The organism is Pirellulaceae bacterium (genome assembly GCA_029243025.1).
In the GTDB taxonomy this organism is placed as follows: domain Bacteria; phylum Planctomycetota; class Planctomycetia; order Pirellulales; family Pirellulaceae.
Genome location: JAQWSU010000045.1, coordinates 985,953 through 1,001,461, shown reverse-complemented (window position 1 = coordinate 1,001,461; position 15,509 = coordinate 985,953). Strand labels below are relative to the sequence as shown.

The 15,509-nt window shown below is 52.8% G+C and carries 10 protein-coding genes; 6 read left to right on the top strand and 4 right to left on the bottom strand.

Translation table 11 applies throughout. From position 1 onward, the window contains the following. Positions 1-550 precede the first annotated feature (550 nt). Positions 551-2,335 (top strand): ABC-F family ATP-binding cassette domain-containing protein, encoded by a 1,785-nt coding sequence (locus tag P8N76_22615; GenBank protein ID MDG2384479.1) that lies wholly within the window; start codon positions 551-553, stop codon positions 2,333-2,335. Positions 2,336-2,382: 47 nt separating this feature from the next. Here the strand turns inward: P8N76_22615 and P8N76_22610 are convergent, their stop codons facing one another. After that, entirely contained in the window at positions 2,383-3,366 is a 984-nt protein-coding gene (locus P8N76_22610; GenBank protein ID MDG2384478.1) for a DUF1559 domain-containing protein, read from the bottom strand. 296 nt (positions 3,367-3,662) lie between these two features. Between P8N76_22610 and P8N76_22605 the strand changes: the two genes are divergently transcribed. Continuing rightward, a complete protein-coding gene (locus P8N76_22605; protein MDG2384477.1) occupies positions 3,663-4,499 on the top strand; it encodes a hypothetical protein in 837 nt (278 codons plus the stop codon). Positions 4,500-4,547: 48 nt separating this feature from the next. Here P8N76_22605 and P8N76_22600 read toward each other — a convergent pair whose 3' ends face one another. The 3 genes from P8N76_22600 to P8N76_22590 form a co-directional block, all read right to left on the bottom strand. Beyond that, a complete protein-coding gene (locus tag P8N76_22600; GenBank protein MDG2384476.1) occupies positions 4,548-5,306 on the bottom strand; it encodes an isoprenylcysteine carboxylmethyltransferase family protein in 759 nt (252 codons plus the stop codon). 107 nt (positions 5,307-5,413) lie between these two features. Continuing rightward, entirely contained in the window at positions 5,414-6,154 is a 741-nt protein-coding gene (locus P8N76_22595) for an SDR family NAD(P)-dependent oxidoreductase (protein MDG2384475.1), read from the bottom strand. Positions 6,155-6,660: 506 nt separating this feature from the next. Further along, positions 6,661-6,873: a carbon storage regulator gene (locus P8N76_22590; GenBank protein ID MDG2384474.1), complete on the bottom strand. Its 213-nt coding sequence runs from the start codon at positions 6,871-6,873 to the stop codon at positions 6,661-6,663. 165 nt (positions 6,874-7,038) lie between these two features. Here P8N76_22590 and P8N76_22585 point away from each other — a divergent pair, with 165 nt between their 5' ends. The 4 genes from P8N76_22585 (at position 7,039) to P8N76_22570 (ending at position 15,482) form a co-directional block, all read left to right on the top strand. Further along, positions 7,039-7,377 (top strand): hypothetical protein, encoded by a 339-nt coding sequence (locus P8N76_22585; protein MDG2384473.1) that lies wholly within the window; start codon positions 7,039-7,041, stop codon positions 7,375-7,377. 6 nt (positions 7,378-7,383) lie between these two features. After that, positions 7,384-11,949, top strand: coding sequence for a DEAD/DEAH box helicase (locus tag P8N76_22580; GenBank protein ID MDG2384472.1), 4,566 nt, complete (start codon positions 7,384-7,386; stop codon positions 11,947-11,949). Continuing rightward, positions 11,936-12,718: a DNA-formamidopyrimidine glycosylase family protein gene (locus tag P8N76_22575; GenBank protein MDG2384471.1), complete on the top strand. Its 783-nt coding sequence runs from the start codon at positions 11,936-11,938 to the stop codon at positions 12,716-12,718. The genes P8N76_22580 and P8N76_22575 overlap by 14 nt, the downstream gene beginning before the upstream one ends. A gap of 364 nt (positions 12,719-13,082) precedes the next feature. Next, positions 13,083-15,482 (top strand): DUF1559 domain-containing protein, encoded by a 2,400-nt coding sequence (locus tag P8N76_22570; GenBank protein ID MDG2384470.1) that lies wholly within the window; start codon positions 13,083-13,085, stop codon positions 15,480-15,482. Positions 15,483-15,509 lie beyond the last annotated feature (27 nt).

Here is a 15,509-nt window from a genome sequence, read left to right as displayed (position 1 = left end):
AAATCGGAAAACAGCGGCTTCTGAGAGCAAAGGTGAGTTCAACTTCGATGTTGCCCTTGCCGTTTCTGCAAAAGATACTGAATCCTTGTGGAGCAGATCTGAGACGCGTTGGGTCCACTTGCTTGTCCCCTGCCGCATCGAGCCGAAGGCGGCTCACCGTGCGTGTTCGGGGGCGGTGCATCCGGACCACCATCTGTTGCCGGGAAATGATGCGAGAGCGAAGCACCTTGCCGGAAACGGTATCATTGAATCCGATTCGCGCGGCAATTCCGTTTGGGAACGCGTGATTCGATCCCTTCACACGGTACGTCACTCGATTTGCAGCGTTCAAGTTGATGACCCAGTGAATGGCTTTGGGGAAATGCCCTCAATGGTTTCAATCTGTTGTCCTCAAATCGAATCCACTCGCAGTCGTGGAGATTTCAAGTCAAACGACTCCGATGTTTGAAAGTTGTGACTCTGTCATTGACGGATTGGGGGGCTTCAATTTTAATTTTGTGATCATCTCGCTGTGTTACCTCCCCTTTTTTATTCCCTTGCGTGAAAAATCGTGGCTGTTCTGATCCAAATTCGAGACGCACATAAGAGCTACGGCGAACAGGTGCTGCTGGACGGAGCCGAGGCATCCATTGTCGAGGATGCGAAGCTCGGTTTTGTCGGTCGCAACGGTGCTGGCAAGTCGACTTTGTTGCGAGTGATTTTGGGGGAGGAGGATCTGGATACGGGTGAGGTGATCAAGCATCCGAATCTACGTGTCGGTTATTTGCGACAACATGATCCGTTTCAGCCCAATGAATCGGCGCTCGAGTTCCTGATACGGGATAGCTCGCAACCGGAATGGAAGTGCGGCGAGGTGGCAGGAAAGTTCGAACTCAAAGGTGCCTATCTAAACGGGCCGGTGTCTGAACTGTCGGGAGGATGGCAGACTCGAGTCAAGCTGGCCGCTTTGTTGCTTCATGAACCCAATCTTTTGTTGCTGGATGAACCGACAAACTTCTTGGATTTGCGGACTCAATTGTTGTTGGAGCATTTCTTGCGAACTTTCCGCGCTGGCGTGCTCGTCGTGTCTCATGACCGAGCTTTCTTGAAGCAGACCTGTGAACAGACATTGGATTTGACGCGGGGCCAACTGACGTTGTACCCCGGCAAGATAGATTCCTTTCTGGAATTCCAGAGCGAGCGGCGTGAGCACGACCAACGTGTGAACGAATCGGTGATCGCCAAGCAGAAACAGCTACAGCGATTTATCGACAAGAATCGTGCAGGAGCGAATACGGCAAGCCAAGCCCGATCCAAACAAAAGCAACTCGATCGGCTCCAGACAACCGAGATTGCGATGGATGAAGCGACCGCCCACATTCGAGCCCCCGTAGTAACGCCTCGGAAAGGTCCTGTGCTGCGTTGTACTGATCTGGCAATTGGTTATTCAGATCATGAAGTTGCCAAAGGTATCAATCTGGAAATCGAACACGGGCAACGTGCCGCGATTGTGGGAGACAATGGTCAAGGAAAGACCACCCTATTGCGCACCCTGGTGGGCTCGTTGGAATTGCTGGGTGGCAAAGTAAAGTGGGGGCATGCGAGCGAAATCGGTACCTACGCTCAACACGTTTATTCATCGTTGCCCGAGCATTTGACGGTGCTTGAGTATCTTGAGTACGAAGCGAATGCGGGGACCACGACTCAGAATATTCTTGCCCTCGCCGGTGCATTGTTGTTTCGCGACTCTCACGTGAAAAAGAAGATCTCCGTGCTTTCGGGAGGTGAGCGAGCCAGGTTGTGCATGGCTGGATTACTGTTGGGTGATTACAACATTTTGGTCCTTGATGAACCGGGCAATCATTTAGATGTAGAAACGGTTGATGCGCTGGCTAACGCGTTGCTTGACTATCAAGGAACCGTTTTGTTTACCAGCCACGATCGCCATTTCATGAAACGTGTTGCCACGAATATCGTTGAGGTTCGCGACGGATGTGCACGAAATTATTTAGGTGATTACGATGCTTATGTCTACTCGATCAACCAGGCAATCGATGCAGGTGAACGAGAGATGGCGGCGGGGAAAAAACTGAGTTCTCCATCAGAAAGAGTTCCAAAAGGTAAGTCGTCAGCCGGTCAAGAAGCAAATAAAGAGCAACGGAAACGACGCAAGGAAATCAAAAATCTCGAAAAGAAAATCGCGCAGCTCGATGAAGAGAAGAAATCGCTTAACCAAAAGTTGATGGAGACAACTGACGCTGATGAAGCACTCAAATTGCACGTGAGCTTTACGGAAATATCTGATCAATTGAACGCGGCGGAAGAGCGATGGTTGGAGTTGACCGAAGAGTCATAGCTCGATCTCTATAACGATCGCGATCTCCGCTTAATTTTGCTTCGCGGCTAGAATTCCTTCACGTGCTCGCGTCCTGCGCGAGTGTGAAGGGACTGCCAGATTCCACGCGGGTGGGAACCACATCCTTCCGTCCAACGCCCGTCTTTGCTGTCCACGTCGTTGCTGACGTAACGGACGGAACTGTCGACCATCATCACATGGACTCCCGTGTGATGGGAACTGCGGGCGGCCATCTGGGAAGAGCTATCACTGTCGTAGCATCCCATGCATTTACTGTTGTTGCCGGCCATTCCCGTTGCCTCACAGTTTTCCATGTCGTCAGAGTTGCCACCGCAGGCGTTGGGCCGATTTGCGTCGCCGAAGAGCGCGGATGTTCCCGAGGCGAGTCCCGGCATGGCCCAGCAACCGCGAATGTCGCTTGGGCTCAAGCCAACTCGTAATTCATCGACTGCAACCGTCTTCGACGTGCCGTCCCGAATCTGACGCATGCGCACGGTGTAATTGGCCGCTCCGATGCCGCCGAGATTACTCTTCGCTCCTTCTTTCTTTGAGTTGGAGTTGAAACTGCAAGGTGAGACGTTCATGCCGTAATTGCCCCGCGCCCAGCCGCCGCCGCCATAGTTGCAATGGTTGCCGGTGCTATTGGGGTCGCTCGGACACTTATAGACGGCGATCTCAGCCGAGCGTCCCGGATTTTCACTCGCCGGTAATGAACGATCCCACCTTTGATAAATGGCGTCTTCCTCAATGTACGGCAAGAGTAACACCAACCAGTTGACCTCTTTTTTCCCGTCAACAATTCGTTGAGGATTGCCGCTCCGGTTAATGATGAAGGGTGGGAATCTTTGGCGTGCGGAATAGTAGCTGTTGAGCGCAATACCGATTTGTCGCAGGTTGCTACGGCAGGTCGATTTACGCGCGGCTTCACGTGCTGCATTGACTGCCGGAAGAAGCAACGCGATTAAAATTGCAATTACCACAATTACGACGAGCAGTTCAACAAGCGTGAATCCGCGTGTGTATTTTTTCATGAAATCGATGATGCTCGAAAAGGCTGGAGATCGAGATTTCTGTGGGCCTTCATATTAACTCAGGCAATCGTGGTTTTAAAAGGTACTTTTCGTATCGAGTTGTAACAGCAGAGAATGCTTGTTTTTACTGTTGCCATGGTGAGAACTGATCATCCAAGGAGAGCACGTGCTCTCTAGGCGTCGCCTATTTGACCTGAAAACCCTGGACAGGAGTGCAAAACCGTATCAAGCTGGTGGACGGGGTAGTCTGGTGTTCTCTTGCGACAACGATCGGCGTGAATTGAAAAGGCAGAATCATGATGATTCGGAAATCAGGTTTATGGGGGACCGCTCTGCTGGTTCTTGGGTTGTTAGGGAATGTTGTTGCCGCAGATGACGAATTGCGAATTGTGAGTTGGAATCTCGATTCAGGTGGATCCGATCCGTCCACAATTGCCCAACAACTCAAAACGATCGGTACCTATCATTTGTATGGATTGACCGAAGTGGATCCTGGAGAAGCAGAGCGATACGCAAAGTCACTTGGAGAATCGTTCGCTGCTAAGTTGTCAATGGCTGGCGGCCCGGAACGATTGATGATGTTATATGATACCGATCGACTGGCTCTGGTGAGTTCGAGGGAGCTGAATATCTTTGACGACCTTCGTGCTGAAGATCAGCAGATAGCCTATCGGAAACCGTTGCTGTTGCGTTTGCGCGATCGGCCCTCTGAGGTTGACTTGCTCGTCGTCTTGAACCATTTGGAACGTGATGATGTTCGGTTTCAACGTGAGCAGGCGAAGGCTTTACGCCTTTGGTGCGAAGAGCAGAAGCTGGCTGTCATCGGTATCGGGGATTACAACTTTGATTTCAATACGAAAACGCTGCGGGGGAATACGCCGTTCAACGAGTTTATGTTGGATTACCGTTGGCATTACATTCGACCGAGTGGAATCGCAGATTCTCATTGGCTAGATCGCAATCAAGATGGCCATGACGACCAGCCAGACACATTGTCGGATTGCGCTTTTCTTGCCGGCGGCGCGCAGAATTGGCTTGCCGGATCACGTGTTTTGGTGCGTAAGGGTGATTTTCCTGATGATCGACGAACAAGTAATCATCGACCTGTCGAGCTGACCTTGTCACCCCGTTAGTCAGGCATTCGGTTCAAGATGGAATTCGCAATCGTGATGCGCCCACAATCAGTCGATCTTCGATGTAGGGCGGGGCTTCCGTTTGGGAACAGGTATCAATTGACGAACTTTGCTGCGATATGCCAGGTATTCGAGCCCAAACCGGTTCACTAAATCGCGTTCCTCAAAATGTAGCCCGATGAAAATGTAGACCGTCATTCCAGCTGAGAGCATCAATCGAGATATCGTCATCGTTGGTGCCGACCAAAGACCTAAGAGGATTCCCAATTGGATCGGATGGCGGACCCATTTGTAAAGATAACGGTCGGTGAAGTTGTGGGTAGGTTCCGGTTGGTTTGTGAAAAAGTTATAGACTTGTTGAAGACCCAATAACTCGAGTGGGTTGATCAAGCAGGATGAGAATGCGGCCAGAATCCAGCCCGCTGCCTGTAGCGTGGTGAGGGCACTACGAATGAATGTCTTGTCTGTAATCCAAACCGTGCCAGGCAAAGGTCGCCAGTAGACGCAGATTAGCATCAACACGAATCCCGATAACAACACGTAAGTGCTGCGTTCGATTACGGGAGAAACAAGACGCGTCCAGTGCCGTTTGAATCCATGGCGAGCCATCACCGAATGCTGCAGCCCAAACAGCAACAGCAGGCCTGTGTTGATTAGGAAGTTTGGAGTGAATTGAGCCGATGAGCTCTCATCGACTGACACCCAAAACGGCGTCTGGTCGTTGAGAAAGAACCCAAAAAAAAGTATTCCAGTCAGGCCGATCCCATAGCTGATGACGCCGTAAATCAAGAACAGATAGCGAGCCATCTCAATCGCCTTTGGCAGCAAAGTGGTACTTGGGACCTGTCGATTGGCCCGAAAACACGATTGGCCCGAAAACACAGTTCTCCGCGATCGGTAATTTGGCCCCGAGCCTAGAGTGTGTAGCCTCCATCGACAACGATTGATTGACCCGTGATCATTTCTCCGCCGCTGATGAGAAAGGTGATCGCATCTGCCACATCGTCTGTTGACGAGGCCCGTTCCATCGGTGTCGCGGCTACGGCACGATCAATCATCGGCTGATGGTCCGCAAGCCAGCGAGAAATGATGACACCCGGACAGACCGAGTTCACACGGATCGAAGGTGCAAGTGCTTGCGCCAAAGACTTGGAGAGCGTAATCATTCCACCTTTCGATGCTGCGTAGGCCAGCGAGCTTCCAGCGCCGGTGATACCAGCGATCGAGGCCACGTTGACAATGGAGCCTCCGGTCTGTCGCATTAACGGTACGGCAGCTCGGCTGACGAAGAATGCGCCTTTCAAATTGACTCCCAGAATGTCGTCCCACATCGATTCGGTCATCCCCTCCAAGTCGACCAAGTCAACGAAATGGGTGGTGCCCGCATTGTTGACCAATCCGTCCAGTCTGCCGAATTCTTGCTCGCATTTCTTCAACATGGCACGGACCTCAGCATCCTTGGAGACGTTGCACTGCAAAGTGATTGCCCGACGCCCCAGCTGTTCAACGGTGGTTCGCGTTTCTTCGGCATCGCTCGCAGAACGAGAATAATTGATGACCACATCAAACCCTTTTTCCGCGAGTTGAACTGCCGTCGCGCGACCTACACCGGTACCCCCACCTGTGATCAATACAACTGGATTGTTTGTTGGCATTTGAGACTCCCGTGGCTCAAGGGTGAATTCGGTTTGGCGGGTTGCAATATGACTCGCGGAACTCGTTTTGCCAAGTCTCCGCTCATTTTGCCAAGTCTCCTTTCGGAGAGAATTCCATCACCGGAGGAGACGAGGGGGGTACAGATTTCTGGTTAAGCCCCCTAACTTTCGCCGGTTAACCTCGGGGGCGGAGGTGAGGAATGCGAGCCACGTTCGGCGGACTCCACATCTGATTGAGCGTGGCTCGCCAATAGGACAATTGGCTCACTCGCAAGAGCCGCGGCTAGAGAGATTCGCCTTTAGCGGTGTTTCGAACTCGAAACACCCTCGGGTGATCTCGCCGCGGAGAGGGTTAGCAGTAGGCCTTCGCTCCTGCAGCTCGGCATTCGTCCGATCAGCGACGATTTGCGTTCTTTAGCGTGGTGTCGCACGGCGACCTTGCGTGATCGGCTTTGCCGACGCAGAAGGAGAGAGCACCTCAGGCATTCTGCCCGGTTGACCTCGCTTCAGTTCAACTCTTTGGTTGGTGAGGCAAGCGAAATCTCCGTCGGAAGCGATGTCTCTTCCAACCCAATTTCCAATTCCTCTCGAATCACTTTCAGTTCACGAGGGGCTTCCACCCCAACTCGGATTGAAGATCCGCTACGACCCACGATCGTGATTTTGATCGCGTCGCCGATGATGATCGACTGATTTTCCTTCCTGGCCAATACAAGCATTTCATTTCCCTCCATGTCTTACGGTCAATTCCTCGGGCCGATCCAAAATCTATTGATATGCTGAACAAGTGTCAACTACAATTCGAGCCCCCTTCACCGAATCTGACGAAGGTCGTAGAAAGCTCGTTGTTTTTCACCTTGGGATCGAAAAAGAGTTTTGTAGCAGTGATTTTTCTTGACGATATCGACCGTTCTGAGCAGCTAATTTGGGCGTTTCACGTATGGTTGGAGAGCTTTGACGCCGTCGATGACGGAGAACGGCTTCTTGATAGCTTAAGTGGCTGTCAGGAGCAACTACCGGCTCACCTTTGCCGTGATTTTGGCCTCCCTACGGGTAGTAGCTACGCGGCTGCTGCTGAACTTTTTCTCAGCTTGTGGGCGACTGATTCGATCCAAACTCTCGTTCTGGATCGCAAAATAGGTGGGTGGCCACTAGGATGGCGAGGAGCCTCCGGCTACGAGGTTTTGCGAGTTGCCACGATTAAAATCAGCAGAATTGAATAGAGCGCGATGAGTACTGCTTCTCAATCCTTTCAGACGCGAGCAGCGCTCGATCCCTTCGCACCGGTCGTTCGAGAATGGTTTGGGGAGGCGTTTGCCGCGCCAACTGCGGCTCAGATCCAATCGTGGCCAGTGATCGCTGGTGGTGCCAACACGCTCCTCTTAGCTCCGACAGGTTCTGGCAAAACCTTGGCGGCTTTCTTGGTGGCGATCAATCGCATCATGTTTCCGGATGAAGCCCCGACAGAGAAGCAGGTTCGTGTGCTCTACATTTCCCCGCTGAAAGCTTTGGGGGTCGACGTCGAGCGAAATCTTCGGTCACCGATTGCAGGTGTGAAAGCGGTCGCGGAGCGGGAAGGAGTGGAATATCGGACGCCCACCATCGGTGTCCGGTCGGGCGATACACCGGCAGCCGATCGAGTACGTTTAAATCGCGACCCGCCGGACATCTTGATCACAACTCCTGAATCGCTTTATTTGATGCTGACATCGAAAGCACGTTCAATCCTGACCAATGTGCATACATTGATCATCGATGAGATTCATTCTTTGGTGTCGACGAAGCGAGGTTCCCATCTGTTTTTATCCTTAGAACGTTTGGAACACCTACGGGCTTCGGCGGGTCAGCAGCAGCCGTTGCAAAGGATTGGGTTATCGGCGACGCAGCGTCCGTTGAACGAGATTGCTCGCTTGCTCGGCGGCGCTGATTGGTCAGCGAGTGAGCCTGCGACGCTTGTGCCGCGCCCGGTTGAGATTGTCGAGGCTGGCCGCAGGAAACAGATCGAGTTATCGATTGAAGTGCCAGTTGAGGATATGAGCGATTTAGGTGGGAGTGTCGAAGTGTCGCCGGCCGCTTCTGGCCCATCGATCCCATCGATTTGGCCGGCAATCCACCCGCGTTTGGTGCAGTTAATCCGAGAGCATCGATCAACGATGATTTTCGTCAACAGCCGTCGGTTGGCAGAACGGCTCGCCAATTCGATTAACGAATTGGCCGAAGCAGAGATTGCTCGAGCCCATCATGGCTCCATCGCCAAGCAAACTCGACTTGAAATCGAAGATCAATTGAAACGTGGTCAGTTACCCGCGATCGTGGCGACTTCGTCGCTTGAGCTCGGCATCGATATGGGAGCTGTCGATTTGGTCGTGCAGATCGAAGCTCCGCCGTCGATTGCGTCAGGGATTCAGCGAGTGGGACGAGCGGGGCACCAAGTGGGAGCCCGTTCAAATGGCGTGGTGTTTCCGAAGTACCGAGGTGACCTGCTGGCCTGCAGTGCCGCAGCGGAACGGATGGCGGCGGGCGAGGTGGAGGAAACCTTTTATCCCCGCAATCCCTTGGATGTGTTGGCTCAGCAGCTGGTTGCGATGGTCTCATTGGAACCCGTTACCGTGGACGAACTGTTCTCGTTGGTGACGCAAGCGGCACCCTTTCACGATTTGCCACGGTCCGCGTTTGAGAACGTGTTGGACTTGCTATCCGGTCGTTACCCGTCTGACGAATTTTCCGAGCTCAGGCCACGCGTGATTTGGGATCGATTGAGCGGGATGATTTCCCCGCGCAAGGGGACGCAACGTCTAGCAATCGTCAATGCCGGGACGATTCCAGATCGTGGTTTGTACGGGGTGTTTCTGGCGGGCGATGATGGTCGCAGTAGTCGAGTGGGCGAGCTGGATGAGGAGATGGTTTTCGAAACGCGTCCAGGTGATATTTTTCTTTTGGGAGCATCGTCGTGGCGCGTTGTGGACATCACGCATGATCGTGTGCTGGTCACGCCTGCGCCTGGGGAGCCTGGAAAGATGCCTTTTTGGCGCGGGGATGGGCCTGGTCGTCCACTGGAGTTCGGGCAAGCCATTGGTAAGTTGACGCGGGAATTACTCAGCACATCGCCCGAACGGGCCGATGAGCGGCTGACGCAAAAACATGGTCTTGATGAAAAAGCTTCGCAAAACCTACTGCAGTATCTACGTGATCAAGCAGAAGCGACTGGTGAAGCGCCCAGTGATAAGACCATTGTTGTTGAGACGTTTTTGGATGAGGTGGGCGATTGGCGCGTTGCTCTGTTGACCCCCTACGGTTCCCGAGTCCATATTCCATGGGCAACTGCCGTGGCAGCGCGCCTACGCGCGGAAACCGATACCGAAGTGGACATGATGTGGTCGGATGACGGTATCGTATTTCGATTGCCTGAATCGACAGACTTGCCCGATCAAGCTTTGTTGTTTCCGGACCCCGATGAGATTGAGGAGCTCGTGACTCGTGAACTTGGTGCGACCGCATTGTTCGCGGCCCGTTTTCGCGAAAACGCCGCGCGTGCTTTGTTACTACCACGGCGTCAGCCGGGTCGACGGACCCCTCTCTGGTTGCAACGTCGCCGTTCTGCCGATCTGTTGCAGGTTGCATCACGTTATCCCAATTTCCCAATACTGCTGGAGACCTATCGAGAATGCTTGCGCGATGTGTTCGACATTCGAGGTCTGAAGCAACTGTTGCGCGATGTCAAAAGTCGTACCATTCGAGTCAAAACCGTCGAGACGCAACTTGCCTCGCCCTTCGCCTCTTCGCTGCTGTTTAATTACACAGCCCACTTCATGTATGAAGGTGATACGCCTTTGGCCGAACGGCGGGCCCAAACACTGGCCCTCGATCACTCGCAGCTGTGTGAGTTGTTAGGCGACGCTGAGCTGCGCGAGTTGTTGGATGCGGATGCAGTGGATGAGCTGAACCTGGAACTGCTGCGGCTCGATGGCCGCTACCCGATCTCGCATCCAGATTCGTTGTGCGATCAATTGCGGCAATTGGGTGATTTGTCGGAAACGGAATTATTTGCACGAGTCGATGAGCCGGTATCGATGGAGCAACTGCGCAGCTGGCTGGCCACCTTGGTCGACCAGCGGCGCGTGATCGAAGTCCGAGTCGCCGGAGAGACCCGTTATGCGGCTGCTGAGGATGCTGGTCGACTTCGTGATGCTTTGGGAGTCGCCTTGCCGCTGGGTTTACCGGATGCCTTTCTGGAAACAACCCAATCTCCACTCCACGATCTGGTCTCACGCTACGCTCGTACTCACGTGCCCTTTCAAGCTGAGGACGTTGCTCGACGGCTTGGACTCGGGGTAGCTCCCGTTCAGACTGCGTTGACGGAGTTGGCCGAGCGAGGGCGAGTGTTGGAGGGTGAGTTTTTGCCGGGAGGACGGGGGCGAGAATGGTGTGATCCTCAAGTGCTAAAACGTTTGAAAGGTCGATCACTGGCAAAGCTGCGGAAACAGATCGCGCCGGTCGAACAAAATGCACTAGCAAAGTTTCTGCCACGCTGGCAATCGATTCATCATCCAAAGGTAGGCTTGGATGGACTCTTGGATGTCATTGAACAACTACAAGGAGTGGCACTGCCCGCATCGGTCTGGGAGTCGGACATACTGCCTCAACGTTTGAAAGGCTATCAAGCATCGGACTTGGACGAGCTATGTGCCGCGGGTGAAATTGTCTGGCGAGGATTCGATAGCCTCGGCAGCGATGATGGTCGGGTCGCATTTTATTTGGCGGATCATTTGGCAATGTTAGCGCCCGCCACGATCCTGCCAGAAGACGGAATCGCTCAGGCAATTTACCAGCTGTTGGGCGATCGAGGCGCTTTGTTCTTCGATGACATCGCTCGATCGCTGGGAGGATTTCGCAACGATCTACTGGCTAGTCTCTGGCAGTTGGTCTGGGCCGGCCTCGTCACGAATGACACGATTGGACCGCTACGCTCCCTGCGAAAAAATAAGCCGGGGTCTCGCCGGAAAAATCGACAACGTACGGGCCAAAGATCATTTCGCTCACGGCGACAGGCGAAACAACGAGGAGCAGAAGGTCGCTGGGCACTGCTGATGCCGTCAGCGAACGAGTTGCCAAATCCGACTGAACAACAAGTGAGTTACGCGACCCAATTGATCGATCGCTACGGTGTGCTGACGCGAGAAATGATTCTGAGCGATGGCGTCCGAGGCGGCTTTTCCTCACTGTATCCCGTGCTCAAGGCAATGGAGGAGGCTGGCAAGATTCGACGCGGTTATTTTGTGGCCGGGTTGGGTGCGGCTCAATTTGCAGCACCCGGTGCGGATGATCAGTTGCGGGATTGTAACCGTTCCGAGGACGCCGATGAAACCTCGTTGATACTGGCGGCTACCGATCCGGCCAATCCCTATGGTGCGGCAATTCCCTGGCCCAAGAAAGAGGAAGTGAACGCGCGACCGCAACGGATCGCCGGCGCTCATGTGATTCTGAAGAATGGAGGATTGATTGCTTACCGAGGACGAACGGGACAGTCCCTGATCAGCTTCCTACCCACGGATCCTGTCGAACGATCGCACGCAATTGAAGCGCTTACGGCCATGTTGGCTGAAGCCGCGACTAACCAACCCGTGATCCTTTCGCGAGTGGATGGCGTACCGGCGCACGAATCCGAGTTGTTTGAGTCGCTGAAACAAGCTGGGTTTTTTAACACCAGTCGCGGGCTGATGTTGCGTGACTCGACGGTAACGGCTGAGGCAAAGCGACAGTCCAGCGCCGAAAGGTTATGGGATGCCCGAAGGTGACACGATTTTTCGCACGGCTACCCGCTTGCGAGCCGTCCTGAATGGTCAGGAATTACAGGCCGCCGAGTCGAGACAAGCCGCAGTCGATTTCGCGCCGGTCGTGGGCCGACAGATTACTGCCACCGAAGCAAGAGGAAAGCATCTATTGCTGCATTTTGATAGTGGTCATGTGCTGCACTCGCATATGGGGATGACCGGAGCGTGGCACATTTACGCACCCGACCAACCTTGGCAAAAAGCACCTCGGCAGGCTTCCGTGGTTCTAAAAGTGAGTGGCAAGGTTTGCGTTTGTTTCAGTCCGAAACAGATGGAACTATTGACAGCTAGTGGGCTGAGGCGGCATGCCTATCTCTCTCGCTTGGGACCCGATCTGCTCAGCGAACAGTTTTGTGTCAGCGACGCGATCACACGCTGTCGTGTGCATGACTTGCGGCCGATTGGCGAATCTGTAATGAATCAGACGATCATCTGCGGGATTGGAAATATCTACAAGTCAGAAGTTCTCTTTTTGACTCAGATCAATCCTTTTGCGACGGGTCGAACCCTGACAGATGAACAATGGCGAACTGTTCTACTAAAAGCTCAGCAGCTAATGAAGAAAAATCGCAGAGGCTATCCGCGTCGAACTCGCTTTGGTCAGGATGGACAACGGCTGTGGGTCTACGGCCGACTGAACGAATCCTGTTTGCGATGTGGGACACGTATCCAAATGCGCAGGCAAGGTGACCTTGGACGTTCCACCTATTGGTGCGCGGATTGCCAATCATGATTTCGACATGCGTCGAAACCTGAAAAAACCATTGATTTTTAAGCCTTTCCGCCCTCAACAACGGTCAACGAAAACAACCGTGACTGTGATTTCCGCAGCCCGTGCTACCGTTGATGCACCCTGTCGATCCAAGCCAGTCGCAGGATTAAACGACGTGCCTGTCAGTTCGGTTGATTGCAAATAAGATCTCCATCGGTAGCGTGAATGGATTTAGGTTCTCAGGCTTGGAAGTACAGGAATGCGATGGTCGGCGGGGCTTTCATAACGTCCGTGGCACGAATTTAAATCAGGCGATAGAATTTAGCGAAGACTTGTTTTGAATTTCCATCAGATGTGGTTGGGTAAGCGAAGAAGGGATTTTGACGTGTCAATCGTTATGAATCAGCTGATTTATGTTGTTGGGATGTTGTTTGGTTTCATTGGTTTTGGAATTCCGATTTCGATGCCACCTGGCGTCGAGGATCCGTTCCTGTCTCGAATCGCTCCAGAGACCTGTGTGTATTACACGAACTGGGCTGGCGCAGTACCGCCCGACCCAAAGAGTAACAATCAGATCGAAAAACTTCTTTCCGAAACGGAAATGCGATCCTTTGCGAGCTATTTGAACACAGGTTTTGGTAAGGCACTCTTGGATTCTGCTCCAGCAAGTAGTGATCGCCAGGGATTGGTAGTGGTCGAAGCTGGTCACCTGGGTGGGAAATTATTGGTAACTCAACCCCTCTCGCTATTTGTGAGCGATCTTGAGATGGCTCCCGTTGACGTCGAAGCTGGTTTGGTCATACGACTGGATGACAATAAGCAAACGACAGAGGAAGTGTTGAAAAAGTTGGAGACTGCCATCTTTCGCGGAACGGTGATCGATGTGACTATTAACGACACGCATACGTTCCGTCAGACGGAAATTGCATCAACAAAGTTGACTTGGGGGATTGATGGTAACTATTTAATGGTGGGAGTTGGGGAAGGCTCCATGGCCGGCATTTTGGATCGAGCAAAAACCCCCGCACCCACTTGGCTGAGCGATTTGCAAGCGGAATATACGTTGCCGCGTCGGGCGACGTTGACATACGCTGATCTGCAAGCGTTGATCAAGATAGGTGCGGCGGTGTTACCGGACTCTGCGCAGGCAGGTTTTTTCGCCGAATCGCCACTGCAGCATTTGAGGTCGTATGTTTCGGTCAGTGGACTTAATGCCGAACGTTTTATCTGTCGTACCGATTTCTTGCTTGACGAAAAGGCTCAAGCAAAACTCCCCGCAGTACCTTCTCAGCCGTTGAAGATCAAAGAGCTTCGCCCCATCCCAGCGAACGCGATCGTTGCCGTAGCCATCAAGACTAATCTTCAGAAGAGCCTTGAGTCAGCCTTGGACTTGTTCGCTGTCGTTAATCTTGCGAGCCGACAAGAATCTAACAATCTGCTGGATGCTCTTGCTCGAAGTCTTTCCATCGACCTGAAAAAAGAATTGTTGCAATGCTTGGGAGATGTCTTGACGGTTCACACCTCGGTAGAAGACGGCGGCATGCTGACAGGTTGGATTGCCACGATTTCTGTCGTTGACGCGGCAGCTCTGGAAGCAAGCCAAGCAAAGATCGTTGAAAGTTTGAATAAAACTAAAAATTTGAAGGTGATTCACAACGAAGTTGATGGGCATGCTGTGAAAACGATCCGTTACGCCGCGTTTCCATTCGCGCCGAGTTGGTGTCTAACGGGAAGTGAATTAGTCTTTGGGCTCTTTCCGCAAGCCGTGCGCGAGCATCTTCGAGGAGACAAGGATCGCGCCTCGTTGGCAGACTTGCCGCGAGTGAAGGAATTGTTTCGTGGCGGTCAAGCTCCCTGCATCGTCGCCTACCAAGACACAAGCTATACGATGCGCGAGTTGTACCCGGCTGTGCAAATGGGAATTCAAAGCGTTAGCAGCATGCTTGCGAATGAAGGCATCGACATCGATGTCACACGTTTGCCGAGTATGTCGGCTTTGACACGCAATGTGAAGCCAAGTTGGTGGACCCTGAGTCACTCAGACAATAGATATCGCATCGAGTCATTCCACAGTTTGCCTGGCAGTAGCATGGCTGCGACGGCACCATTAGTCTTCGCCGCGACTCTGCCGACAGTGACCGCTGCTCGTGAGTCTGCCCGTCGCACCACCTCGGGAAACAATCTGCGACAATTGGGACTTGCGATAATGAATTACGAATCCGTTCACAAAAGTTATCCGGCCGCTTATAACACGGATAAAAACGGTAAGCCATTATTAAGCTGGCGAGTGCACATCTTGCCGTATCTCGAAGAAATTGATCTCTATAACGATTTTCAACTCGACGAGCCTTGGGACAGCCCACGCAATCGTAAGTTGATTGCGAGAATGCCAAGGTTTTATCGGGCCCCCAACAGTCAAGCGGATCCGGGCAAGACAAATTACGTAACCATTCGTGATCCGCACGGAGTGATTGTCCTGCCCGCTAGTAACCAAAATGGTAAGACAACACCACGCGGTCTGAGGATGCGGGAAATCACAGACGGCACGTCGAACACGATCATGATGGTCGAAGCGGGCGATGAACAAGCTGTTGTCTGGACAAAACCGGATGACTGGACTCCAGGCGATGGTAATCCAGTGAAAGCTTTGATGGGATTACATCAAGGTGTATTGATGGCTTCTTTTTGCGATGGCAGTTTGCGAGCGATTGCGGAAAGTCTGAGTCCGGAGAAGCTCCGAGCACTGTTCACGCGAGATGGTGCGGAAGAGGTAGGTAGTTTTTGATCGCTAATCAGCGTCCAAAAACCAACC